The 21,942-nt window shown below is 72.2% G+C and carries 25 protein-coding genes; 15 read left to right on the top strand and 10 right to left on the bottom strand.

The features are described from left to right. Positions 1 to 118 precede the first annotated feature (118 nt). Entirely contained in the window at positions 119 to 979 is an 861-nt protein-coding gene (gene folP / locus DN051_RS14705) for a dihydropteroate synthase (RefSeq protein ID WP_053758674.1), read from the bottom strand. 150 nt (positions 980 to 1,129) lie between these two features. Between folP and DN051_RS14700 the strand changes: the two genes are divergently transcribed. Continuing rightward, positions 1,130 to 1,474: a DivIVA domain-containing protein gene (locus tag DN051_RS14700; RefSeq protein ID WP_053758764.1), complete on the top strand. Its 345-nt coding sequence runs from the start codon at positions 1,130 to 1,132 to the stop codon at positions 1,472 to 1,474. Continuing rightward, positions 1,471 to 2,070 carry a DNA-3-methyladenine glycosylase I gene (locus DN051_RS14695; RefSeq protein WP_112438861.1) on the top strand — a complete coding sequence of 200 codons (600 nt, stop codon included), beginning with the start codon at positions 1,471 to 1,473 and terminating at the stop codon, positions 2,068 to 2,070. The genes DN051_RS14700 and DN051_RS14695 overlap by 4 nt, the downstream gene beginning before the upstream one ends. A 66-nt stretch (positions 2,071 to 2,136) precedes the next feature. Here DN051_RS14695 and chcB read toward each other — a convergent pair whose 3' ends face one another. After that, a complete protein-coding gene (chcB, locus tag DN051_RS14690) occupies positions 2,137 to 2,940 on the bottom strand; it encodes a 2-cyclohexenylcarbonyl CoA isomerase (protein WP_053758672.1) in 804 nt (267 codons plus the stop codon). Between the two features lie 62 nt (positions 2,941 to 3,002). On the opposite strand from chcB, the gene DN051_RS45030 reads away from it, so the two are divergent. Together DN051_RS45030 and DN051_RS14685 are read left to right on the top strand one after the other, a co-directional pair. After that, positions 3,003 to 3,167, top strand: a complete 165-nt coding sequence (locus DN051_RS45030) for a hypothetical protein (protein WP_159054022.1) — start codon at positions 3,003 to 3,005, stop codon at positions 3,165 to 3,167. Between the two features lie 150 nt (positions 3,168 to 3,317). Further along, entirely contained in the window at positions 3,318 to 3,485 is a 168-nt protein-coding gene (locus tag DN051_RS14685; RefSeq protein WP_003966491.1) for a DUF3117 domain-containing protein, read from the top strand. A gap of 125 nt (positions 3,486 to 3,610) precedes the next feature. Here the strand turns inward: DN051_RS14685 and DN051_RS14680 are convergent, their stop codons facing one another. Next, positions 3,611 to 4,309, bottom strand: coding sequence for an O-methyltransferase (locus DN051_RS14680; protein WP_079000790.1), 699 nt, complete (start codon positions 4,307 to 4,309; stop codon positions 3,611 to 3,613). A gap of 154 nt (positions 4,310 to 4,463) precedes the next feature. Here DN051_RS14680 and sigE point away from each other — a divergent pair, with 154 nt between their 5' ends. The 5 genes from sigE to DN051_RS14650 all read left to right on the top strand — a co-directional run bounded on the left by sigE (position 4,464) and on the right by DN051_RS14650 (position 9,930). Beyond that, entirely contained in the window at positions 4,464 to 5,234 is a 771-nt protein-coding gene (sigE, locus tag DN051_RS14675) for an RNA polymerase sigma factor SigE (protein WP_199314930.1), read from the top strand. Further along, on the top strand, positions 5,231 to 6,220 hold the full coding sequence (locus DN051_RS14670; RefSeq protein WP_112438860.1) for an anti-sigma factor family protein: 990 nt from the start codon (positions 5,231 to 5,233) through the stop codon (positions 6,218 to 6,220). The genes sigE and DN051_RS14670 overlap by 4 nt, the downstream gene beginning before the upstream one ends. Before the next feature lie 142 nt (positions 6,221 to 6,362). Then, on the top strand, positions 6,363 to 8,489 hold the full coding sequence (locus tag DN051_RS14660; RefSeq protein ID WP_246041018.1) for a S1C family serine protease: 2,127 nt from the start codon (positions 6,363 to 6,365) through the stop codon (positions 8,487 to 8,489). A 166-nt stretch (positions 8,490 to 8,655) separates the two neighbouring features. Further along, complete coding sequence (locus DN051_RS14655; RefSeq protein ID WP_112438859.1) at positions 8,656 to 9,090, top strand: sec-independent translocase; 435 nt, start codon at positions 8,656 to 8,658, stop codon at positions 9,088 to 9,090. Positions 9,091 to 9,273: 183 nt separating this feature from the next. Continuing rightward, positions 9,274 to 9,930 (top strand): hypothetical protein, encoded by a 657-nt coding sequence (locus DN051_RS14650; RefSeq protein WP_112438858.1) that lies wholly within the window; start codon positions 9,274 to 9,276, stop codon positions 9,928 to 9,930. Between the two features lie 85 nt (positions 9,931 to 10,015). Here DN051_RS14650 and DN051_RS14645 read toward each other — a convergent pair whose 3' ends face one another. Genes DN051_RS14645 through DN051_RS14635 form a run of 3 tightly spaced genes read right to left on the bottom strand, consistent with a single transcriptional unit; the run spans position 10,016 to position 13,095 of the window. Further along, on the bottom strand, positions 10,016 to 11,149 hold the full coding sequence (locus DN051_RS14645) for an Mrp/NBP35 family ATP-binding protein (RefSeq protein WP_053758666.1): 1,134 nt from the start codon (positions 11,147 to 11,149) through the stop codon (positions 10,016 to 10,018). 43 nt (positions 11,150 to 11,192) lie between these two features. Next, positions 11,193 to 11,804, bottom strand: a complete 612-nt coding sequence (locus tag DN051_RS14640) for a DUF1003 domain-containing protein (RefSeq protein WP_053758665.1) — start codon at positions 11,802 to 11,804, stop codon at positions 11,193 to 11,195. After that, positions 11,794 to 13,095, bottom strand: a complete 1,302-nt coding sequence (locus tag DN051_RS14635; protein WP_053758664.1) for a magnesium transporter MgtE N-terminal domain-containing protein — start codon at positions 13,093 to 13,095, stop codon at positions 11,794 to 11,796. Before DN051_RS14635 ends, DN051_RS14640 begins: the two co-directional genes overlap by 11 nt. Before the next feature lie 221 nt (positions 13,096 to 13,316). Here DN051_RS14635 and DN051_RS14630 point away from each other — a divergent pair, with 221 nt between their 5' ends. Then, the gene (locus tag DN051_RS14630) at positions 13,317 to 14,069 is read left to right on the top strand and encodes a hypothetical protein (RefSeq protein WP_053758663.1); all 753 of its coding nucleotides are present in this window, start codon (positions 13,317 to 13,319) and stop codon (positions 14,067 to 14,069) included. A gap of 79 nt (positions 14,070 to 14,148) precedes the next feature. Here DN051_RS14630 and DN051_RS14625 read toward each other — a convergent pair whose 3' ends face one another. After that, positions 14,149 to 14,661, bottom strand: a complete 513-nt coding sequence (locus DN051_RS14625) for a hypothetical protein (RefSeq protein WP_053758662.1) — start codon at positions 14,659 to 14,661, stop codon at positions 14,149 to 14,151. A gap of 36 nt (positions 14,662 to 14,697) precedes the next feature. Beyond that, positions 14,698 to 15,813, bottom strand: a complete 1,116-nt coding sequence (locus DN051_RS14620; RefSeq protein ID WP_053758661.1) for a magnesium and cobalt transport protein CorA — start codon at positions 15,811 to 15,813, stop codon at positions 14,698 to 14,700. 464 nt (positions 15,814 to 16,277) lie between these two features. On the opposite strand from DN051_RS14620, the gene DN051_RS14615 reads away from it, so the two are divergent. From DN051_RS14615 to DN051_RS14600, 4 genes are all read left to right on the top strand, one after another. Next, positions 16,278 to 16,862 (top strand): suppressor of fused domain protein, encoded by a 585-nt coding sequence (locus tag DN051_RS14615; RefSeq protein WP_112438857.1) that lies wholly within the window; start codon positions 16,278 to 16,280, stop codon positions 16,860 to 16,862. Between the two features lie 255 nt (positions 16,863 to 17,117). Next, a complete protein-coding gene (locus tag DN051_RS14610) occupies positions 17,118 to 17,759 on the top strand; it encodes a DUF6758 family protein (protein WP_112438856.1) in 642 nt (213 codons plus the stop codon). Between the two features lie 223 nt (positions 17,760 to 17,982). Continuing rightward, entirely contained in the window at positions 17,983 to 18,840 is an 858-nt protein-coding gene (locus tag DN051_RS14605) for a PHP domain-containing protein (protein WP_053758658.1), read from the top strand. Positions 18,841 to 18,895: 55 nt separating this feature from the next. Next, on the top strand, positions 18,896 to 19,501 hold the full coding sequence (locus tag DN051_RS14600; protein ID WP_053758657.1) for a MarC family protein: 606 nt from the start codon (positions 18,896 to 18,898) through the stop codon (positions 19,499 to 19,501). Between the two features lie 100 nt (positions 19,502 to 19,601). Here the strand turns inward: DN051_RS14600 and DN051_RS45795 are convergent, their stop codons facing one another. Then, positions 19,602 to 19,754 carry a hypothetical protein gene (locus DN051_RS45795; protein ID WP_094057445.1) on the bottom strand — a complete coding sequence of 51 codons (153 nt, stop codon included), beginning with the start codon at positions 19,752 to 19,754 and terminating at the stop codon, positions 19,602 to 19,604. Between the two features lie 225 nt (positions 19,755 to 19,979). Between DN051_RS45795 and DN051_RS14590 the strand changes: the two genes are divergently transcribed. Then, complete coding sequence (locus DN051_RS14590) at positions 19,980 to 20,873, top strand: NYN domain-containing protein (RefSeq protein ID WP_053758656.1); 894 nt, start codon at positions 19,980 to 19,982, stop codon at positions 20,871 to 20,873. A gap of 83 nt (positions 20,874 to 20,956) precedes the next feature. Here DN051_RS14590 and DN051_RS14585 read toward each other — a convergent pair whose 3' ends face one another. Then, a complete protein-coding gene (locus tag DN051_RS14585; RefSeq protein WP_112438855.1) occupies positions 20,957 to 21,820 on the bottom strand; it encodes an alpha/beta fold hydrolase in 864 nt (287 codons plus the stop codon). Between the last annotated feature and the right edge of the window lie 122 nt (positions 21,821 to 21,942).

Genomic DNA, 21,942 nt, shown 5'->3' with positions numbered 1-21,942 from the left:
CCTCGCGCCGCCCGGCCTCGTCGTGGCCGGGTCCCGGAGCGACCGCCCCGGGGCCCGCGGGCGGGTCCCGTCACCGGACGGCGGGCGCACCGCCCGCTCGGGTGGCGGGCCCGCGCGGCTACGCCAGACCGCGTCGCGCGACCGACGGCTCCCGCCACCCCCCGATCGCCGCCACCATGTCCAGCACCTGCCGCGTCTCCGCCACCTCGTGCACGCGGTACACCTGCGCCCCGAGCCAGGCGGAGACCGCGGTCGTCGCCAGCGTGCCGATCAACCGCTCCTTCACCGGCCGGTCCAGGGTCTCTCCCACGAAGTCCTTGTTGGACAGCGACACCAGCACCGGCCAGCCGGTCTCCACCATCTCCCCGAGCCGCCGGGTCGCCTCCAGGCTGTGCCGGGTGTTCTTCCCGAAGTCGTGCCCGGGATCGATCAGCACCGACTCCCGCGGCACGCCCAGCGACACCGCCCGCTCGGCCAGGCCCACGGTCACCCTCAGGATGTCGGCCACGACGTCGTCGTAGGTCACCCGGTGCGGCCGGGTGCGGGGCTGCGCGCCCCCGGCATGGGTGCACACCAGCCCGGCGCCGTGGCGCGCGGCGACCTCGGCGAGCTTCGGGTCCACCCCGCCCCACGCGTCGTTCAGCAGGTCCGCGCCGACCTCGCACACCGCCTCGCCGACCTCGTGCCGCCAGGTGTCCACACTGATCACGACGTCCGGGAACCGGCGCCGCACCTCCGCCACGAACCCGACCGTGCGCCGGGCCTCCTCCTCGGCGGTCACCTCTTCGCCCGGTCCGGCCTTGACCCCGCCGATGTCGATGATCGCCGCGCCCTCGGCGACCGCCCGCTCCACCCGCGCGAGGGCCGGCTCGTCCCGGAACGTGGCCCCGCGGTCGTAGAAGGAGTCCGGGGTCCGGTTCACGATCGCCATGATCACCGGTTCCTGCGGGTCGAACTCCCGCCTGCCCAGCCTGAGCATCCCCTGCGACCTTTCCTCGTGCGTCGTGGTCATCGGTCCATGACCGCCTGCGACCCTAACCGCCAGCCTCGCATGGCACGATCGGACCCAGACACATTCGTCGTCGGCACGAGCCGGCACTCTCCGCGTGGGGGCCCTTCAGCGATGGTGATGTTCTTGTTCCTGGTCGTGGCCCTCGCCGTCGTCGTCGCCGCGGTGACGCTGGCCGTGGTCGGCGGCGGTGACCACGGTCCGCTGCCCGAGGCCGCGCCCGAGCGGCTCCACGACCCGCTGCCCGAGGACCGCCCGCTCCACCCCGAGGACATCGACGACCTGCGCTTCCCGCTCGCCGCGCGCGGCTACCGCATGGCGGACGTGGACGACGCCCTGAACCGCGTCGCCGCCGAACTCGCCGAGCGCGACGCCCGCATCGCCGACCTGGAGTCCGCCCTGGCCGGCGCCCGGTCCGCGGGCCGCACCTCCCTGGAGAAGCCCGGCCCCGAGGACGACCGGTGAGCGAGGGCACGGCCGTGGCCGGCCCGGACGGCGCGCCGCGCTGCCCCTGGGCCCTGTCCACCGCGGACTACGTGACCTACCACGACGAGGAGTGGGGCCGCCCGGTCCACGGCGACGACGCCCTCTACGAGCGGCTGTCCCTGGAGGCCTTCCAGTCCGGCCTGTCCTGGATCACCATCCTGCGCCGCCGCTCCGGCTTCCGCGCCGCCTTCGCCGGCTTCCGGATCGGCGCGGTCGCCGCCTTCACCGAGGCCGACCGCGAGCGGCTCCTCGCCGACACCGGCATCATCCGCAACCGCGCCAAGATCGACGCGACCCTCTCCAACGCGCGCGTACTGGCGGACTGGGCGCCGGGCGGGCTGGACGAGCTGATCTGGTCCCACGCCCCCGACCCCGCCACCCGGCCGGTCCCGAAGACCCTCGCCGACGTCCCCGCGGTCACCGAGGAGTCGACGGCCCTGTCCAAGGCGCTGAAGAAGCGCGGTCTGCGGTTCGTCGGCCCCACGACCGCTTACGCCCTGATGCAGGCGTGCGGACTGGTCGACGACCACCTGGAGACCTGTGTGGCGCGCGCGGCCGGGCCGATCCGCACCTGACCCGGGGCGAGCGCGGCAAGGGGCGGGGCCGGCGCCGGACGACGACGCGCCCGGCGCCGGCCGGGCTCAGCGCCCCAGGTACTTCGGCCGCTCCTTGTCGACGAACGCCTGCACCGCGATCGCGTGGTCCTGGGAGGCCCCCGCCCGGGACTGGAGCTCGTCCTCCTTCTCCAGCGTCTCGGCCAGCGAGTGGCCGTAGCCGAACGCCACGGCCTCCTTGATCGCCGCGTACGCCACCGTCGGCCCCTCGGCCAGCGTGCGCGCCACCCGCTCCGCCTCGGCCCGCAGCTCCGCGGCCGGCACGACCCGGTTCGCGATCCCCAGCTCGTACGCCTCCTGCGCCTTGATGCTCCGCGGGAACAGGAGCAGGTCGGTGGCGCGGCCGGGGCCGACGACCCGCGGCAGCGTCCAGGAGACACCGGAGTCGGCGGTCAGCGCGACGCCCGCGAACGACGTGTTGAAGGCCGCCGTGTCCGCCACCACCCGGTAGTCGGCGGCGAGCGCGAAGCCGAAGCCCGCCCCGGCCGCGACGCCGTTCACGCCCGCGACCACCGGCTTCGGCATTCCGGTCAGCGCCCGCACGATCGGGTTGTAGTGCTCCCGCACCGTGCTCATCGTCCGGCCCTCGCCCGACTCCCGGTCGGCGGCGAGCAGCCCGATGTGCTCCTTGAGGTCCTGGCCCACGCAGAACGCCCGCTCGCCGGCGGCGGTCAGCAGTACGGCCCGCACCGCGTCGTCGGCGGCCGCGGACCGGACCGCGTCCCGGAGGGCGACCTTCGCGGCGATGTCCAGCGCGTTCATCGCCTCCGGGCGGTTCAGCGTGATCGTCGCGAGCCCGTCGCTCACCTCGTAGAGCACGGTGTCGGCCATGGCGCATCCCTCCGTCGCGGCGGTTCGGGCGTACCGGTCGGTACGCCCTGTCACAGGACAGCATGGCCGAGATCACCGGGAACGGTCCCGAGCGTCTGTGTGACCTGCGTCAAACAATTCGGCCGGGTATGCGCTCGGCCGAAGTCTGCGCGGCCGCGCAGTATCGCAGCCACATCGCCGAATTGAGTGGTTTTGCTCGCGCGCGTTGCCCAAGCGATGCCGACTGATGTTGGTCATCGGGTCGTGAGATGCGGGATAATGGCCTGGAAGCAATGTGTTCGATGCCGGTGCCGCGTGTCCCGCTTCACGGACCGCGCCTGCCCTTCAGCGGGCCGTCGGCTTTGACGATGAGCTGGTTTTCAGGAAGGGGAACGAGCATGGCGGCCATGAAGCCGCGGACGGGCGACGGCCCGCTCGAGGTGACCAAGGAGGGGCGGGGCATCGTCATGCGCGTTCCGCTCGAAGGCGGCGGTCGGCTCGTCGTCGAGCTGACCCCGGACGAGGCCGACGCGCTCGGCGACGCCCTCAAGAAGGTCGTGGGCTGACACCGCAGGCGACCGTACCCTTTCAGCCGCCCTGGCACGTACGTGATGCCGGGGCGGCTGCGTGTTCCCCGCCGGTCGCGCGCGGGGCGCCGGCCGGACGGGTCACCGCCGACCGCCGCGCGGACTCACCGCTTCACCGCGCACAGCAGTCCGTCGCCCACCGGCAGCAGCGACGGCACCAGTTCCTGGCTCTCGCGCACCGCGCGCAGCAGCTCCCGCAGCCGCAGCACCTCGGTCGGCTGGGGACCCGAGTCCACCGTGCGGCCGTTGGCGAAGACGCCCTCGAACACGACCAGTCCGCCCTGACGCAGCAGACGCAACGATTCAGCGAGGTACTCCAGCACCTCCAGCCGGTCGCCGTCGCAGAAGACGAGGTCGTAGCCGGCGTCCGCGAGCCGCGGGAGGACGTCCAGGGCCCGTCCGGGGATGAAGCGGGCGCGATTGCTGGCGAACCCCGAGGCGCGGAACGCCTGCCGGGCGAACTGCTGGTGCTCGGGCTCCGGGTCCACCGTGGTCAGGACACCGTCCGGGCGCATCCCGTGGAGCAGATGGATCCCCGACACCCCGGTCCCGGTGCCGATCTCCGCTATCGCCTTGGCGTCCACGGAAGCGGCCAGCAACCTCAGCGCGGCACCCGTGCCGGGCGACACCGAGCGCAGCCCTGCCGCCCGGGCCCGGTCCCGGGCCCAGCGCAGTGCTTCGTCCTCGGCGACATAGGCGTCGGAGAACGCCCAGCTCGTCGGCCGGTTGCCGGTAATGACCCTCTCCTGTCCCCGTGGTTGCCTCGGCGTGACTGTATCCGTTGCCGCCGGGAACCCGCAGATGGGACCAGGCGTTTAGAGGGGTGGAGAACGACAGCGGGGGACACGGTTGGATCACGAGGGCGAACGGGATGGCGAGCAAGTGCTGACGCAGCCGTATCAGCACAGATCAAATTCTCGTAAAACCGCTTATCCGGAGCTAACGGACGAGGTGGCTATGGTAGGGGCTCCACTGGACACCACCAGAGCCGACAGGGGAGGTGCGGCCGCGCCTGCAGACCGGGCAGGAGCGCTGCGGCGCTTCCTCGGGTCGGCAGGCAGGCCGAAATCCGTGAACGACACCGCTGCTGACAGCCACGCCGCTGACCACACCCAGACCGCGACCTTCTCCACCGACGCGGACGGGCAGGCGTGGACTCCGCCCACGTGGGAGGAGATCGTGAGCACGCACAGTGGCCGTGTCTACCGCCTGGCGTACCGGCTCACGGGCAACCAGCACGACGCCGAGGACCTCACGCAGGAGGTCTTTGTCCGTGTGTTCCGCTCGCTGTCGACGTACACGCCGGGCACGTTCGAGGGCTGGCTGCACCGCATCACCACCAACCTCTTCCTGGACATGGTCCGCCGCAAGCAGCGCATCCGCTTCGACGCCCTCGGCGAGGACGCGGCCGAGCGACTGCCCAGCCGCGAGCCGTCCCCGCAGCAGGTCTTCAACGACGCGCACTTCGACGCGGACGTGCAGCAGGCCCTCGACACCCTCGCACCCGAGTTCCGCGCCGCGGTCGTCCTGTGCGACATCGAGGGACTGTCGTACGAGGAGATCGCCGCGACCCTCGGTGTGAAGCTCGGCACCGTCCGCTCCCGGATCCACCGCGGCCGATCGCAGCTGCGCAAGGCTCTGGCGCACCGCTCGCCCGAGGCGCGCGCCGAGCGCCGTTCCTTCGTGCCCCGCGTTCCCGCGCTGGGGGGAGGGGGCGCGTCCGCGTGAGTGGATCACGACCGAAAGCCGCCGAGGGACACCTCGCGGAACAGCATCTGGGAGACCGACTCGCCGCGCTGGTCGACGGCGAGCTGGGTCATGAGACGCGGGAACGCGTCCTGGCGCACGTGGCGACCTGTGCGAAGTGCAAGGCCGAGGTCGACGCCCAGCGCCGGCTGAAGAACGTCTTCGCGGAGGCCGCCCCGCCGCCGCCCTCCGAGAGCTTCCTGGCCCGCCTTCAAGGGCTGCCCGGCGGAGGCGACCTCGACGACGGAGTGCCGCCGGTGCCGGGAGGCTTCGGCGGCGGACTGCCCCGAGGGGCCACGGCCGGTGTCTTCGGGACGAGCCGCGGCGAGCGCTTCGAGTTCGGGTACGTCCCCACCCCCACCCACGCGCCCGTGCTGCCCACCTCGGCGGCGCAGCGCGGTTTCCGCATCCACGATGTCGGGCGGAGCGAGGCCGACCGCGCGGCGGCCTCGCGCGGACGGCGGTTCGCGTTCGTCGCCGCCGGCGCGGTGTCGCTGGCCGCGATCGCCCTGGGCGGCGTCACCACGGGCACCCCCGGCGACTCGGAGAGCCGCAGCGGCTCCGGCAGCGGCAGCAACGTCACGCCCGCGCGTTCGGCGGGAGCGGGCACCAGCACGCCACCGGACAACCAGCGGCGCCGCGGGGTCGGCCCGCTGCTCGTGCAGGGCCAGGGCGGACGGACCCTCGGGGACGGGCCGGTGGCCCCCACGCAGGCGTCCGCGCCGCTGCTGCCCGGCGTACCGGCACCGGCCGCCGCGCAGGCCGGGTCGGATCTGCACGCCGTCGCCGCACCCGTGGTGGCCGGTGCCGCGGCCATGTCCCCGCTGATACGTCCGCTGTCGGCCACTCCGCCGATCTCCCTGACCATGTGGTCGACGTCGTCGGAGATCACGGCTCCCGGTCTGCTCGCGGCGCCCGGGGCCGACGCGACCTCCGCGCCGTCCTCGTCCTCCGGCACGTCCCGCTGACCCGGCGCCGACCGGGCGCTGCGCCCCGGCGCGTGAACCTGGTTGAATCCCCGGGTGAAGCGTGTCCGTGTCAGGGCGACCGACGCGGAACCGACGTACTGCGGGCCACCGACGGCGTGCCGTGGCCGGCGCTGGGGAGAGCATGAACGAGGGGAAGCCCACGCAGGGCAGTACGGGGCAGCCGGAGGAGGCCACGGCCTCGCCGGTCGGCGAGACCGCCGGGGATTTCGAGCTGGCGCGCCCCGCCGGCGTACCGGGCTCCGCCGCGGTGTCCTCCGACGGGGACTTCGAGCTGCGGCGACCGCAGGACGCACCGGACACCCCGGTGAGCACGGCCTCCGCAGCACCGGATCTGTCGAGTTCCGCGGCGCCGGTGTTCGAGGTGCCGGATTCGTCGGGTTCCGCGGCGTGGGTGTCGGAGGTGCCGGAGGCGTCGGCTTTCGCGGCGTCGGTGTCCGAGGAGGCGGAGCCGTTCGGGGCCGTCGTCCCGGCCGAGTCGTCCCTGCCCGGCGTGCCGGAGGGCGCGGACGCTCCCGTGGGCGGCGCGGGTGAGCCCGTCCCGGTCGACGACGCGGCCGCGCACGTCCCGCCGGCTCCCGTGACGCCCCTGCACGACCCCGACCCCTACAGCACCCCGCCGTACGGCAGGCCCGGACCGTGGGCGCCCGCTCCGCCGGTGCAGCACCCGGGGACGACGCCCGCGCAGGGCACGGCGATATCCGCGCCCGCTCCGCCGGCCCGGCACCCGGCCGCCCCGCCCGCGCCACCGCACGGCGTGCCCGCGCCGCTGCCCGCGACGGACACCTCCGTTCCGGCACCCGGCGCTGCTGCGCCCATGCCCCATCCGGCGGCATCGGCCCACCCGGAGCCGCCAGGCCCCCTTGCGCCGCCCCCGCACGCCGACGGCACCCAGGTGCCCGGCGCCCCCGCGGCGGGCCCGTACGCCGCGGCGGACGGGCCTCCCCCGGGCACACAGACCCCGTACGCCCCGGTGCCCACCGGCTCCGGCGCCCTCACCGCCCCCGGCGCCCTCGCCGGCGACTCCGTGCCCCCCACCGATCCCTGGGGGCGCTACGACCCCTGGGCCGTGTCGGCGGCGGGCGGGGGTGCGGGGCCGCTTCAGCAGACCGGGGCGAGGGTGCTCACCGAGCAGCAGCGGCGCAGGCGGGCCTGGAAGGTGATCGTCCTCGGTGCCGCGCTGATCGCGCTCGCGGCGGGTGGCCTGGGCGGCATGGTGGGGGCCTATCTGGAGCGCAACGGCGTGGCGGAGGTGGAGTTGCCGCAGGCCGGCCGGGAGCCCGTGGACCGGCCCGACGACAGCGTGGCCGGGATCGCCGCGAAGGCCCTGCCCAGCGTGGTCACCCTGCACGTCAGCGGCGCGCAGGAACAGGGCACCGGCACCGGCTTCGTCCTGGACGGCCGCGGCCACATCCTCACCAACGACCACGTCGTGGGACCCGCCGGGGACGACGGCGAGATAACCGTCACGTTCCACAGCGGCGACACCGCCGAGGCGGAGGTCGTGGGCCGGGACAGCGGCTACGACCTGGCCGTCGTGCGAGTCCGCGGTGTGAGCGGTCTCCGCCCCCTGCCGCTCGGCAACTCGGACAACGTCCAGGTCGGCGACCCGGTGATCGCCATCGGCGCCCCCTTCGACCTCGCCGGGACCGTCACCACCGGCATCATCAGCGCCAAGCAGCGCCCCATCACCGCGGGCGGCGACGGCGGCGACGGCAGCGACATCTCCTACGTCGACGCCCTCCAGACCGACGCCGCCATCAACCCCGGCAACTCCGGCGGCCCCCTGCTCGACGCGCGGGCCCGCGTCATCGGCATCAACTCCGCGATCCGCTCGGCCGACGACGGCTCCGACGCGGAGAGCGGCCGGTCCGGCTCCATCGGGCTCGGCTTCGCCATCCCGGTCAACCAGGGCAAGCGCGTCGCCGAGGAACTGATCAACACCGGTCGGGCGACCCACCCGGTCATCGGCGTCACCCTCGACATGAACTACACCGGCGACGGCGCCCGGGTGGGCGGCAAGGGCAGCGACGGCGGCCCGCCGGTCACCCGGGGCGGCCCCGGTGACAAGGCCGGCATCAGGGCGGGCGACGTCATCACCGAGGTCGACGGCCAGCGCGTCCACTCCGGTGAGGAACTGATCGTCAAGACCCGCGCCCACCGCCCCGGCGACCGCCTGGAGCTGACCTTGGTGCGCGACGGCGAGGAACGGACGATCTCGCTGGTGCTCGGTTCGTCGGGCGGCGACTGAGCAAAGCCGTGGAAATGCCACAAACGCCACTCAGGTCCCGGTATGCACAAGGCAAACAACCGGAAAACCGCTCACTTGCACGCACTCGGGGGCCACGGGGCAGTACCGGTCGGACAGGAACGGCGGGTACCGTTGTTCCGGCCCGGGACATCGCAAGGAGCTTCAGGTGTTCAATGACATAGGACCGCTAGAGCTGGTGGCGCTCATCGTCCTCGCCGTGCTCGTCTTCGGTCCGGACAAGCTCCCGAAGGTCATCCAGGACGTGATGCGTACGGTCCGGAAGATCCGCGAGTTCTCGGAGAGCGCCAAGCAGGACATCCGCACGGAACTGGGTCCGGAGTTCAAGGACTTCGAGTTCGAGGACCTGAACCCGAAGACGTTCATCCGCAAGCAGCTGGACAACGACGACCTGGGGCTCAAGGAGCTCCGCAACGGCTTCGACCTGAAGAAGGAGATGGCCGAGGTCACGGACGCCGTGCACGGCCGTGACACGGACCAGTCCGACTCCTCCGCCTCCTCGGCCGCCGCTTCCTCGGGGGCCCGGGTGGACATGACGAAGAAGCCCGACGAGCGTCCGCCCTTCGACGCCGACGCCACCTGACCGCCCCGGCGGTCGCCCCCCGCGCGGCTTGAACGCGCTGCCCGGGTGACCCGCGCGCCGGGTGCGTTCCCTGCGCCCGCGAGTGGTGTCGATATGCTGCCGAGTTGTTGTGCGGACCGGACGAGTACGCCCGAAGGGGGGCGGGCCGCCCGGTCCGACGAGAGCGAGGAGGCGTCCGGGCACATGGAGACGACGAGTGGGGCAGTCGCGCACACGCCGGCCGCGGAGGGTGGACAACAGCTCACCTCCGCCCGGCGTACAGCCGACGGCTACCTGCGCGCGCCCTTCCCTTGGTACGGCCTCGACGAGGCGTTCACGGGTCCGCGCTGGCTGATGCAGGTCGGTACGGCGGCCGACGGGGCCGTGGAGCACGGTTCGATCGGGCACGGCGAGGAGCCCTCGGTGCGGGGCGAGTCGACGGAGGACCGGGAGCGTTTCGCGGTCGTGGTGACGGTCGCCGCCAACCCGGTGCGGCGCAGCGCCGACGGCACGGGGCTGCTGGAGGCCACATCGGTCTCCTCGGCGGCCTGGCTCGCGGGGGTGGGGCTGCTGTCCTTCACCTGGCCCGGGCAGATGGACCACAGCCTGCGGGACGACTGGCTCGATCAGCAGACGGAGACGGCGTGGGTCCTCGCGGACGATCTCGCCGGGTCCGACTGGTCGACGCTTTCCCTGCCGGTGGACGGGGTGTCGACGCCGTTCCACTACCGGGAGTCCGAGTTCGGCTGGGTGCTCGCGGGGTCGACGCAGGAGGGCGTCCACCTGGGCGCCTACGGCCGGGGCATGAGCGCGTACGGGCTCGGCTTCGCCGTCGTCAAGGATGTCGCCGCGTACGCATGAGACAAGGGGCGCCGCTCGTCCGCGGCGCCCCTTCGTCGCAGGGGCGCGAGGCCCCCTCGCGGGGCCCTGTGCCCCGTCGGGACGTCTAGAACTTGTTCTTCGGGGTGATCCCCAGCGACAGCCCCGAAAGGCCCCGCTGCCGTCCGCCGAGCTTGCCCGCGATCGAGCGCAGGGCCGCGCCCGCCGGGGAGGCGGGGTCGGACAGGACGACCGGCCGGCCCTCGTCGCCGCCCTCGCGCAGGCGGATGTCGATCGGGATGGACCCGAGGACCGGGACGCTCGCGCCGGTCGTCCGGGTCAGGCCGTCGGCGACGAGCTGGCCGCCGCCCGTGCCGAACACGTCGACCATCTCACCGCAGTGCGGACACGGCAGACCCGACATGTTCTCGACCACGCCGACGATCTTCTGGTGGGTCTGCACCGCGATGGCGCCGGCCCGCTCGGCGACCTCGGCTGCGGCCTGCTGCGGCGTCGTGACGACCAGGATCTCCGCGTTCGGGACCAGCTGGGCCACGGAGATGGCGATGTCGCCGGTGCCGGGCGGCAGGTCGAGCAGCAGGACGTCCAGGTCGCCCCAGTACACGTCCGACAGGAACTGCTGGAGGGCGCGGTGCAGCATCGGCCCGCGCCAGACGACGGGGGCGTTGCCCGGGGTGAACATGCCGATGGAGATGACCTTCACGCCGTTCGCGGACGGCGGCATGATCATGTTCTCGACCTGGGTGGGACGCCCGTCGGCACCCAGCATGCGCGGTACGGAGTGGCCGTAGATGTCGGCGTCGACGACGCCCACCTTCAGGCCGTCGGCCGCCATCGCCGCCGCCAGGTTGACCGTCACGGACGACTTGCCGACGCCGCCCTTGCCGGACGCGACCGCGTACACCCGGGTCAGCGAGCCCGGCTTGGCGAACGGGACCTCCCGCTCGGCCTGGCCGCCGCGCAGCGACGTCGCCAGCTCGCGGCGCTGCTCGTCGCTCATCACGTCGAGTTCGACGTCGACCCGCGTGACCCCCTCGACCCGGGAGACCGCGTCCGTCACGCGCTGCGTGATCGTGTCCCGCATGGGACAGCCGGAGACCGTCAGGTACACCGCGACCGCGACCGCTCCGTCCGCGCCGATCTCCACCGACTTGACCATCCCGAGATCGGTGATGGGCCGGTTGATCTCGGGGTCGTTCACTGTCGCCAGTGCCTCGCGCACCGCGTCTTCCGTAGCCATAGGACGATGGTACGGCGCCGCACAGGTGGCCCGGAAAGCCCCGTCACCGGTCGTCTGCATCACGTGCCCCGGACCGCTCCGCCGGGAATAGGCGGTGGCCGTCCGCGCTCTCCTCCAGGTCCTTGACCACGTCCTGCAGTTCCGAGCGGATCCAGTCCCGCGTCGCCACCTCGCCCAGTCCGATCCGCAGGGCGGCGATCTCGCGGGTCAGGTACTCGGTGTCGGCGATCGACCGCTCGTTCTGTTTGCGGTCCTGCTCCAGGTTGACCCGGTCGCGGTCGGCCTGCCGGTTCTGCGCGAGCAGGATCAGCGGGGCGGCGTAGGAGGCCTGCAGCGAGAGCATCAGCGTCAGGAAGATGAACGGGTACTCGTCGAAGCGCAGCGGCGAGGGCGCGGACACGTTCCACAGCACCCACGCCACGATCACGAACGTCATCCAGACGATGAACCGTCCCGTGCCCAGGAACCGCGCGATGCGCTCCGACAGCTTGCCGAAGGCCTCCGGGTCCCACTCGGGCAGGATGCGGCGGCGCGGCGGGCGCGGCTGGTCCAGGCGCCCGCGGTGGCGGGCCGTCGCGGTGGCCCCCGCCGGAACGCGCTCGCGGACGCCCTCACGCCCCGGCTCGCGGCCGACGGTCTCGCGCTCAGGAGCCATGCGCGGCCATCCCCTCGTCCTCGGCGCCGTCCGCGTCGAGGTCGAACTCCGTCTCCCGCCAGTCGTCCGGCAGCATGTGGTCCAGCACGTCGTCCACGGTCACCGCGCCCAGCAGCGCCCCGGAGTCGTCGACGACGGGCGCGGCCACCATGTCGTACGTCGCGAAGAACCCGGCGACCAGCGGCAGCGCCGCGCCCGGTGCCAGGGTCTGCGGGTCGTCGTCGATCAGTGCGCTGACGAGGGTGTACGGCGGATCGCGCAGCAGCCGCTGGAAGTGGACGGTGCCCAGGTACTTCCCCGTCGGCGTCTCGTCCGGCGGGCGGCAGACGTACACCTGGGCGGCGAGGGCGGGGGACAGGTCGCGGTTGCGGACCCGGGCGAGGGCGTCGGCGACGGTGGCGTCCGGTCGCAGCACGATCGGCTCGGTGGTCATCAGACCGCCGGCGGTGTGCTCCTCGTACGCCATCAGGCGCCGCATCTCGGCCGCGTCGGCGGGCTCCATCAGGCTGAGCAGCCGCTCCTTCTCCTCCTCCGGCAGTTCACCGAGCAGATCGGCCGCGTCGTCCGGGTCCATCGCCTCCAGGACGTCGGCGGCGCGCTCGCCCTGGAGCTTGCCGAGGATCTCGATCTGATCGTCCTCCGGGAGTTCCTCGAGCACATCGGCCAGACGGTCGTCGTCGAGGGCGGCGGCGACCTCGGCCCGCCGCTTGGGGGAGAGGTGGTGCAGGACGTTGGCGAGGTCGGCGGGGTGCAGCTGTTCGAAGGTGGCGAGCAGATTCTCGGCGCCCTGTCCGTGCTCCTCCAGGGAGAAACCGGTGACGGCGGACCATTCGACGGTCAGCGTCTCGCCCTTGGCCCGCCGGAAGCCGCGGCTCTTTCTGCCCTTGCGCACGAAGACGCGGTCGATCTCCCAGTCGCGGCGGGCGGGCAGCTGCTGCACCGACAGGTCGAGGACGGTGACCTCCTCGCCCGTCTCGACGAGCGCCACGCGCCGGTCGAGCAGTTCACCGAAGACCAGCCGCTCGGTGGGGCGTTGCTCGAATCGGCGGACGTTGAGCACGCCGGTGGTGATGACCTGGCCGGACTCGATACCGGTCACCCGGGTCATGGGCAGGAAGATGCGGCGGCGGGTGGAGAGTTCGACGACCAGGCCGAGCACCCGCGGCGGCCGGCGGCCGACGCGCAGCATCACGACCAGATCGCGCACCCTGCCCACCTGGTCGCCGCTCGGGTCGAAGACGGCGACGCCCGACAGGTGCGAGACGAAGATCCGGGGGGCGCCCGCTGCCATGGCCGCGCCTCCTTCTCATGCTGTGCGCTGGTCTTTCGTGCAGTGCGCTGCTTTCGTCCTGCTTTTTTCGAATTGCTCGCTCAGTTGGGCTTCAGGCTAGCCCGTCCCGATCGGATACGCCCTGGTGAGCGGTCCGGACGGACTGGCTCCGTCAGCTGCGCGGTGCCCCGGTACGCTGCGGTACGCCGCTCGGGAGACACGTCAGAAAGGCAGCACCACCTGTGACTGCGATGCCCCAGGCCCGCACCCGCCGTAGCGCGCTGGTCGGCGCGATGTGCGCACTGGTCGTGACGGGAACGGGACTGACGGGGTGCAGCGAGGAGGATCCGAACGCCGGCACGAACGGCGTCGGCAAGCTGCCCGCCGCCAAGATCCAGGCCGAGACCCGCGCGGCCGCGAAGTCGGCCGACACGGTGCGGCTGTCGGGGAACGTCGTCGCGGGCGGGAACACCTACAAGCTGGACATGCGCCTGAAGGCGGACGGCGGGACCGGGTCGGTCACCGCGGAGGGCGCGACGTTCAAGCTGCTGCGGGTCGGTGAGGAACTGTTCCTCATGGCCGAGGCGAACTTCTGGAACAACGGCAAGGGTGAGGGCGGGAAGAGCGACGCCGCGGCGGCCGACAAGCTCGACGGCAAGTATGTGAAGGTGCCGCAGGGCGATCCCTCGTACAAGCGCTTCAGCGGCTTCACCGACAAGGACGTCCTCCTCGACGGCCTGCTCACCCTGCACGGCTCGCTGAAGACCGACGGCCATCACGAGCAGTCCGGCACCCGCACCATCCGCATCGCCGGGGACGAGGGCTCGGGCGGCACGCTGGACGTCTCCCTGGAGGGCAAGCCGTACCCGCTGCTCCTGGTCCGCGGGGGCGGCGCCGGCACGCTCACCTTCGCCGACTGGGGCGAGGACTTCGCCCTCAAGCAGCCGGCCAAGGACGAGACGGTGGACTACGGGCGGGAACTGCCCACGTCGTAGGCCGGCCCCCGTCGCAGCCGGCCGTCGCAGGCCGGCCCGCCCCTGTCGCAGCCGGTTCCGTACGTCCGCTCGCGGCCGGTCATCTACGTCCGCGCCGCTTCATCAGAAGCCGGGGCAGGCCCGCGGGGACCGGCTGCCGTGTCGTGGCCGGCGACGGCAGCGGCGCCTCGGCCAGGGAGCCGTCGGGCAGGACGCCGGTCGCCCCGGTCGGCTCCAGGCGCAGCACCCGGCACTCACGCCGCCACCGGTCGGTCATGGCCTCACCGTCGGGCGCGTTGAGCCGTTTGCCCTTGAGGTCGGCGACGGCCGCCGTCCACTCCTCGGAGCCGGGCGCGAGTTCCACCACCTTCGCCGTCCAGGAGACCAGCCGGCCCCCCTTGTCCTTGCTGCGGACGGTCACCTCGGCGGCGGCCCCGTCGACGAGTCCCGGCAGCGGCTGCTCGCCGGGTCCGTCGCCGACGACGCAGGCCGCGCCCTCGTGCCACACGTGCCACAGGGCGCGGTCCGGGACACCGGGGCCCCGCACCCAGACGAGGCCGGACTTCTTCGTGGCCTCCTCGACGAGGGCCCGGTCGAGCAGCTCACCAGTCATGCGAGAAGCGTAGTGCCGCGGTACCGGCGAGGCCGCTCACAGCCAGCCGTTGCGCTTCAGCGTCCGGTGGATGCCGAGGCAGATCATCGCGGTGATCCCGAGCACCATCGGGTAGCCGAACCTCCAGCGCAGCTCCGGCATGTAGTCGAAGTTCATTCCGTACACACCGCAGACCATCGTCGGTACGGCGATGATGGCCGCCCACGAAGTGATCTTGCGCATGTCCTCGTTCTGGGCGACGGACGCCTGGGCGAGGTTGGCCTGGAGGATGGAGTTCAGCAGTTCGTCGAAGCCGGTCACCTGCTCCTGCACCCGCGCCAGGTGGTCGGCGACGTCCCGGAAGTACTTCTGGATGTCGGGGTCGATCAGCCGCATGGGCCGCTCGCTGAGCAGCTGCAGCGGCCGCATGAGCGGCGACACCGCCCGCTTGAACTCCATCACCTCGCGCTTGAGCTGGTAGATCCGGCCGGCGTCGGTACCGCGCGGGCTGCCCTTGCGGCCCGGCGAGAACACCTCCGTCTCCACCTCGTCGATGTCGTCCTGCACCGCGTCGGCGACCGCGATGTACCCGTCCACCACGTGGTCGGCGATGGCGTGCAGCACCGCGGAGGGGCCCTTGGCGAGCAGCTCGGGGTCGTCCTGGAGCCGGTGCCGCAGGGCCCTCAGCGAGCCCTGGCCGCCGTGCCGGACGGTGATGAAGAAGTCCCGGCCGGTGAAGCACATGACCTCGCCGGTCTCGACGACCTGGCTGTTGGCGGTGAGTTCGTCGTGCTCGACGTAGTGGATCGTCTTGAAGACGGTGAACAGGGAGTCGTCGTAGCGCTCCAGCTTGGGGCGCTGGTGGGCCTGGACGGCGTCCTCGACGGCCAGCGGGTGCAGTCCGAACTCGCGTGCGATACCGGCGAATTCGGCTTCGGTCGGCTCGTGCAGGCCGATCCACACGAAGCCGCCGTCGCGCCGCACCTGCCGCATCGCGTCGTGCGGGGTCTGCGCCTTCGGGGTCTCGACGCGGGCGCCGTCGCGGTAGACGGCGCAGTCGACGACGGCGGAGCTCGTGCCGGGGTCGCGCGTGGTGTCGTACGGGCCGGTGTCCTTGCGCAGCACGGGACGCGACGGGCGGACCGCAGCACGGAGGTCGCGGATCATCGACATGGCAGGCTCCTTCGCAACGAGCAGCGGAAGTCGGCTGCGACGGGTGGAACTGCCCGGAATGGGGACGTCCTGGCTCACGGGATGTTTGGCACGTCCACAAAGCGGGGAGCACCGCACCGTCGCGGTGGAGAGTTCTGCTGCTGAGTCAGCTGCTGATGCAGTTCAGACAGATCAGGCAAGGCGAACGAAGTGCTCTTCCGCGCGGAGAAACGCAAACGAGAGGTGGTGGCCGGACAGAGCCAGAGCTACGTCAGCGGTGGGAAGAGCGGGTGGTACTGCACGGTCGACTTCGGTCCATTGCAGCCCCACCTCCTCCGGCCGGTCCCTCGTAAGGGAGTGTCGTCGGCGTCGGGACTCGAGAGCGACGCTTCTGCGTGCTGCCCCGAACACCGGGCAAGAGTATCAGCCGACTGAAGTGTCAAGGTGTTCGTTTGCCCAGTCCTGACGAGTTCTATGCTCGCGGCATGGCAGATGTTCTTCCTCTGGTCGAGGCACGGTTGCGCACCACGCTGGGCGAACCGGACGCGCGCGCCGCGGTCACCTTCCTCGGTACGGACCGCGTCGAGGTGCTGCGTTTCCAGCAGGGGGACGTCGTCCGCTACGCCACGCTCGGCATGTCGGCCCAGCCCATGGCGGAGCCCACCGCGATGCTCGCCGACCCGGTCCAGGGGCCGCGCGCCGAACTGATCCTCTCGGTCCGATCCGGCCGCGCCGACACCGACAAGGTGCTCCGGCCGCTCGCCGTGCTCGCCGCGTCCCCGCAGGTCGAGGGTCTGGTGGTGGCTCCCGGCGCCTCGCTCGACGTCGGCGAGGCGCTGTGGCCCGATGCCCCGTTCACCTCGGTCCTGGTGGCCGAGCCGGGCGGACTGGTCGAGGACCTGGAACTCGCCGAGCCGCTCGATCCCGTCCGCTTCCTTCCCCTGCTGCCCATGACGCCGAACGAGGCCGCCTGGAAGCGGGTGCACGGCGCGCAGGCGCTCCAGGAGAGGTGGCTGTCCGAGGGCACGGACCTACGGGACCCGGCCCGCAGATCCGTCACCCTGGAGTGAGGAAGGTCACCAACATCCGTCCGGAAAGCGGAAGTTGGCGAGGGCGCCGGCCCGGTGACGGCCAGGACGGCGCGCTGTCCGGCCCGGGGCCCGCTGCCGCTCCGGAGCCGGCCGAGGCAATGGTTGACCTGTATACGAGGTGGGCCGGCCCGGCTGATCGATGCCGGGGGCGTCCGACTCCCGGGAATCGAGGTTTCCGTCCGGACGGGTGATCGTCCTTGACGTGGCGGAGCAGGGGTAGGACCGTGGGGCCCTATGAGGGGCGAACCCAGTTGCCCGAAGTGTGGTGGCCGGGTCAGGGCTCCCGGACTCTTCGCCGATTCCTGGCAGTGCGATGTGCACGGCACCGTGCATCCACTGCAGCCCGTGATCCCGCCCAGCGTCGAGGCCCTCAGTGTCGTGGTGCACCGCACCCAGGTACCGGTGTGGATGCCGTGGCCGCTGCCGGTCGGCTGGCTGTTCACCGGCGTGGCCTGCGCCGGCGACGACCGCAGCGGTGGCCGGGCGACGGCCGTCGCCTGCTCCGGTCCGGGCCCGCTCGGCGGCATGGGAGAACTGATCCTGGTCGCCGAGGAACTCGGCGTGGGCCTCGGCGCGCGATACGCGGGCATCGACGGCCCGGACCCGGGACCGTACATGGACGTCGGCAAGCCGCCCCAGGCCAAGGTGCTCGCGGCCGGCCGCCCCACGCCGCTGTGGCACGTCGCCGGCGGTCCGACGGACCGAGCCGTCTTCGCGGGCGAGGCGCGCGGGCTGTGGCTGTGGGCGGTCGTCTGGCCCGAGCAGTCGGGGCTGCTGATGTACGACGAGCTGGTGCTGGCCGATGTGCGCGACGCCGGCGCCGAGGTGGAACTCGTGCCGTGCGGGGCGCTCTCACCGCGCCTGTTCAAACCCTGAAGGCCCTGAGCCGACAGCCTCCCCGGAGCCGGCGGGCGGTGCCGGGACGGTGCCGGTCGCGGGCGGGGTGGTCGCGGGCATCAGACCACGGCGTCCCGCCCCGGGGGGTCCGGCGCGCGGCTCGGTAGGGGGCGCAGCGCGGGAGCGGGTGTGACAAGGGCATCGGGGCGCCCGTATCCTTGACGCGCCCCGTTCCGTCCCGTCACCGCCTGGAGTCCGCGTCGTGCGCATCGACCTGCACACCCACTCCACGGCCTCCGACGGCACCGACACCCCCGCCGAACTGGTGCGCAACGCGGCCGCCGCCGGACTGGACGTCGTCGCGCTGACCGACCACGACACCACCCGAGGGCACGCCGAGGCGATCGCCGCGCTGCCCGAGGGGCTCACCCTGGTCACCGGCGCCGAGCTGTCCTGCCGTGTCGACGGTGTCGGCATGCATCTGCTGGCCTACCTGTTCGACGCCGAGGAGCCCGCGCTGCTCGCCGAGCGCGAGCTGGTGCGCGACGACCGGGTGCCGAGGGCCAAGGGCATGATCACCAAGCTCAACGAACTCGGTGTGCCCGTCACCTGGGAGCAGGTCGCGCGGATCGCCGGGGACGGCTCGGTCGGTCGGCCGCACGTCGCCACCGCGCTGGTCGAGCTGGGTGTCGTACCGACCGTGAGCGACGCCTTCACGCCGGACTGGCTGGCCGACGGCGGGCGGGCCTACGCCGCGAAGCACGAGACCGACCCCTTCGAGGCGATCCGGCTGATCAAGGGGGCCGGCGGCGTCGCCGTGTTCGCGCACCCCGGGGCCGCCAAGCGGGGGCGGACGGTACCGGAGTCGGCGATCGCCGAGCTGGCCGCCGCCGGGCTGGACGGCATCGAGGTCGATCACATGGACCACGACCAGGACACCCGGGTGCGGCTGCGCGGACTGGCCGAGGAGCTCGGACTGCTGGTCACCGGCTCCAGCGACTACCACGGCAGCCGGAAGACCGTCGCGCTCGGCGAGTACACCACGGACCCCGAGGTCTACGGCGAGATCACCCGCCGGGCCACCGGAGCGTTCCCCGTTCCCGGGACCGGCGGAGCCTGAGGCGCACGCCCCCGATTCACATTTCCCTCTTCATCTGCAAGGCCTGTACTTCCCCATGTTCGACCTCGCCGTCTTCGGCTCCCTCTTCCTGACCCTCTTCGTCATCATGGATCCCCCCGGGGTGACCCCGATCTTCCTCGGCCTGACCGCCGGGCGGCCCGCCACGATGCAGAAGCGGATGGCGTTCCAGGCCGTCTGCGTGGCCGGCGGTGTGATCACCGTGTTCGGTCTGCTCGGGAACCAGATCCTCGACTACCTGCATGTCTCGGTGCCCGCGCTGATGATCGCCGGCGGGCTGCTGCTCCTGCTCATCGCGCTCGACCTGCTCACCGGCAAGACCGACGAGCCCAAGCAGACCAAGGACGTCAACGTCGCCCTCGTACCGCTCGGCATGCCGCTGCTGGCGGGGCCGGGTGCGATCGTGTCGGTCATCCTGGCCGTCCAGAAGGCCGACGACGTCGGCATGCAGGTGTCGGTCTGGACGGCGATCCTCGCCATCCATGTCGTGCTCTGGCTCGTGATGCGCTACTCGCTGGTGATCATCCGGATCATCAAGGACGGCGGTGTCGTGCTGGTGACGCGTCTCGCGGGCATGATGCTCTCCGCGATCGCCGTGCAGCAGATCATCAATGGCGTCACGCAGGTGATCCGGGGCGGCTAGCCCAAGTGCAGCCGCGCCGGTCGGTCCGGTGCGGCCGGCAACAGCAGGGCCCCGTACGGCATGTCCGTACGGGGCCCTGAAGCTTGTGTGGGGGGATCCGTTATGAGGCCGTGGTCTCGGCCGGGCGGATCCACAGCCGCTGCCCGATCGCCGCGGCCTGCTGAACGATCCGGTTGACGGAGGCGGCGTCCACGACGGTCGTGTCGACGGGCGTGCCGTCCACGTCGTCGAGTCGCATGATTTCGAAGCGCATGGCTTCTCCCTTCGTCTGGTCATCCTCCTGAGGAGAACTACTGTTGGAGAGCCGGTGAGGCACAGGCGCCGCCGGCTACATACATATGCAACGGCATGTCTGTTACAAACATTCCCTACGCTAAAGAAATTTTTCGAACGTCTAATTACTGCCCGGTAAGCGGCTGTATCGAGACTAACCGGGACCGGTTGTGTTCGCAGCGTGACCACCGGGACAATAGAGGCGATGAACGACGACCTCGCGGCCCTGTCCGCCCGCATCGACCGCACGAACGAGCTGCTTCAGCGCATGCTCGCCGAGGTGGCGAAGACACCCTCGACCCACGCGATCTTCGTCGACGCCGGATATCTTTACGCCGCCGCCGGACGGCTCGTCGCCGGGACCGAGGACCGGCGCGCCTTCGACCTCGACGCCGAGGGACTGATCGACGCGCTCATCGACCGGGCCCGGACGATCTTCGCGGACAGCCGGCTGCTGAGGGTCTACTGGTACGACGGCGCCCGGCGCCGCATCCACACCGCCGAGCAGCAGTCCATCGCCGAACTCCCCGATGTGAAGGTCCGGCTCGGCAACCTCAACGCCAACAACCAGCAAAAGGGCGTCGACTCCCTGATCCGCTCCGACCTGGAGTCCCTCGCCCGGCACCGCGCGATCAGCGACGCGGCCCTGCTCGGCGGCGACGAGGACCTGGTGTCCGCCGTCGAGGCCGCACAGGGCTACGGGGCGCGTGTCCACCTGTGGGGCATCGAGGCGCCCGAGGCGCGCAACCAGGCGGAGCCGCTGCTGTGGGAGGTCGACAGCCAGCGCACCCTCGACCTCGACTTCTTCAAGCCGTACGTCTCCCGCCGCACGGCCGCCGCCTTCGAGGCCACGACCGCCCGGCCCACCCGTGAGGACGTCCGCTTCGTCGGTGCGCAGATCGCGGCGAAGTGGCTGGCGGCGCGGGGCCGGGAGGCGCTGGTGGAACTGCTGCCCGGACACCCGTACCTGCCCGGCTCGGTCGACCAGGACCTGCTGGTGGAGGCGGAGGGCATCCTCCAGTACTCGCTGCGCGGCCAGGCGGACCTGCGCCGGTCCCTGCGGGACGGGTTCTGGGAGCACCTTCAGACGCAGTACTGACCACCGGGCCGAGTGCCGAGCCGGCAGACGGAGGGCTGAGCCGGAGGACGGTTGGCCGGGTGCCGTCTCGGGCGCGGCCGTGCCTACGCCCTGTCCCAGAAGTCGGCGATCGCGCGGGCCGTGGGCAGGGGCCGGTCCGCGTTCGGTGAGTGCTCTGCGCCCTCCACGACCGTGCGGTGGGCGTCCAGGCGTACCGCCATGTCGTCCAGCAGGGGCACCGGCCAGGTGTCGTCCCGTGCGCCCGACAGCACATGGAACGGCAGCGGCACCGCGGCGAGTTCGGCGACCCGGTCCGGCTCGGTGCACAACTGGCGCCCGGTGGCGAAGAGTTGTGCCGGCTTGTTGCCCAGCCAGCGGCGGCGCAGGAGGTCCGGGCCGCCGATGCCGCGCGCCGGGCCGCCGACCTCCTCCGGCGGACCCATGGCCTGCATCGCCTCCCAGACGTCGGCCATCGTCATCACGGCGAGCGAGTCGCGCAGCAGCTTCACGCGCTGCTGCTGGGAGACGGAGATCTGCGCCGGGCCCGACGACATGAGCGTCAGGGACCGGAAGGGGCGGTGGTCCAGGAGGACGGCCGCCCGCGCGATCTGCCCGCCCAGTGAGTGCCCGAGGAGATGCACGGGTGCGCCGACGGCCTCGGCCTGCGCGAGTACGTCCCGTGCCAACTCGGGCTGCTCATAGGCGGATTCGTCGTCCGCCGGCCCGTCCGACTCGAACTGGCCGCGCCCGTCCACGGCCACCGTCCGGTACCCGCGCTCGGCGAGCGGACCTTGCATCAGGCGGAAGTCCTCCTTGCTGCCGGTGAACCCGGGCAGCAGCAGCGCCGTGCCGCGCGGCTCGACGCCGGCGGCTACGGGCATGTCGACGACCGCGAAGTCGCCGCGCTCGGTCCGAAGGAGGTGGGCGCGGGCCCCGTGGGGCGGCGAGAGGTGGCTGGGGCTGGTCACGGGCCGAGGGTAGCGGGCGGGGGTGTACCGGGGGCGTCTTCGGGAGGGCGGGAGGTGATTGCCCGGGGTGCGGGAATGCCGACGGCCCGGCCCCCTGGTGAGGGGACCGGGCCGTCGGGACG

This window comes from Streptomyces cadmiisoli, assembly GCF_003261055.1.
Taxonomy (GTDB): domain Bacteria; phylum Actinomycetota; class Actinomycetes; order Streptomycetales; family Streptomycetaceae; genus Streptomyces; species Streptomyces cadmiisoli.
This window is presented reverse-complemented; position numbering and strand designations above follow the sequence as displayed.

What these genes read in the sequence shown, in the direction of transcription:
- folP (WP_053758674.1), bottom strand. Translation starts at nt 979, where the DNA reads ATGCTCAGGCTGGGCAGGCGGGAGTTCGACCCGCAGGAACCGGTGATC.
- DN051_RS14700 (WP_053758764.1), top strand. Translation starts at nt 1,130, where the DNA reads ATGTTCTTGTTCCTGGTCGTGGCCCTCGCCGTCGTCGTCGCCGCGGTG.
- chcB (WP_053758672.1), bottom strand. Translation starts at nt 2,940, where the DNA reads ATGGCCGACACCGTGCTCTACGAGGTGAGCGACGGGCTCGCGACGATC.
- DN051_RS45030 (WP_159054022.1), top strand. Translation starts at nt 3,003, where the DNA reads ATGGCCGAGATCACCGGGAACGGTCCCGAGCGTCTGTGTGACCTGCGT.
- DN051_RS14685 (WP_003966491.1), top strand. Translation starts at nt 3,318, where the DNA reads ATGGCGGCCATGAAGCCGCGGACGGGCGACGGCCCGCTCGAGGTGACC.
- sigE (WP_199314930.1), top strand. Translation starts at nt 4,464, where the DNA reads ATGGTAGGGGCTCCACTGGACACCACCAGAGCCGACAGGGGAGGTGCG.
- DN051_RS14660 (WP_246041018.1), top strand. Translation starts at nt 6,363, where the DNA reads ATGAACGAGGGGAAGCCCACGCAGGGCAGTACGGGGCAGCCGGAGGAG.
- DN051_RS14650 (WP_112438858.1), top strand. Translation starts at nt 9,274, where the DNA reads ATGGAGACGACGAGTGGGGCAGTCGCGCACACGCCGGCCGCGGAGGGT.
- DN051_RS14645 (WP_053758666.1), bottom strand. Translation starts at nt 11,149, where the DNA reads ATGGCTACGGAAGACGCGGTGCGCGAGGCACTGGCGACAGTGAACGAC.
- DN051_RS14640 (WP_053758665.1), bottom strand. Translation starts at nt 11,804, where the DNA reads ATGGCTCCTGAGCGCGAGACCGTCGGCCGCGAGCCGGGGCGTGAGGGC.
- DN051_RS14635 (WP_053758664.1), bottom strand. Translation starts at nt 13,095, where the DNA reads ATGGCAGCGGGCGCCCCCCGGATCTTCGTCTCGCACCTGTCGGGCGTC.
- DN051_RS14625 (WP_053758662.1), bottom strand. Translation starts at nt 14,661, where the DNA reads ATGACTGGTGAGCTGCTCGACCGGGCCCTCGTCGAGGAGGCCACGAAG.
- DN051_RS14620 (WP_053758661.1), bottom strand. Translation starts at nt 15,813, where the DNA reads ATGTCGATGATCCGCGACCTCCGTGCTGCGGTCCGCCCGTCGCGTCCC.
- DN051_RS14615 (WP_112438857.1), top strand. Translation starts at nt 16,278, where the DNA reads ATGGCAGATGTTCTTCCTCTGGTCGAGGCACGGTTGCGCACCACGCTG.
- DN051_RS14610 (WP_112438856.1), top strand. Translation starts at nt 17,118, where the DNA reads ATGAGGGGCGAACCCAGTTGCCCGAAGTGTGGTGGCCGGGTCAGGGCT.
- DN051_RS14600 (WP_053758657.1), top strand. Translation starts at nt 18,896, where the DNA reads ATGTTCGACCTCGCCGTCTTCGGCTCCCTCTTCCTGACCCTCTTCGTC.
- DN051_RS45795 (WP_094057445.1), bottom strand. Translation starts at nt 19,754, where the DNA reads ATGCGCTTCGAAATCATGCGACTCGACGACGTGGACGGCACGCCCGTC.
- DN051_RS14590 (WP_053758656.1), top strand. Translation starts at nt 19,980, where the DNA reads ATGAACGACGACCTCGCGGCCCTGTCCGCCCGCATCGACCGCACGAAC.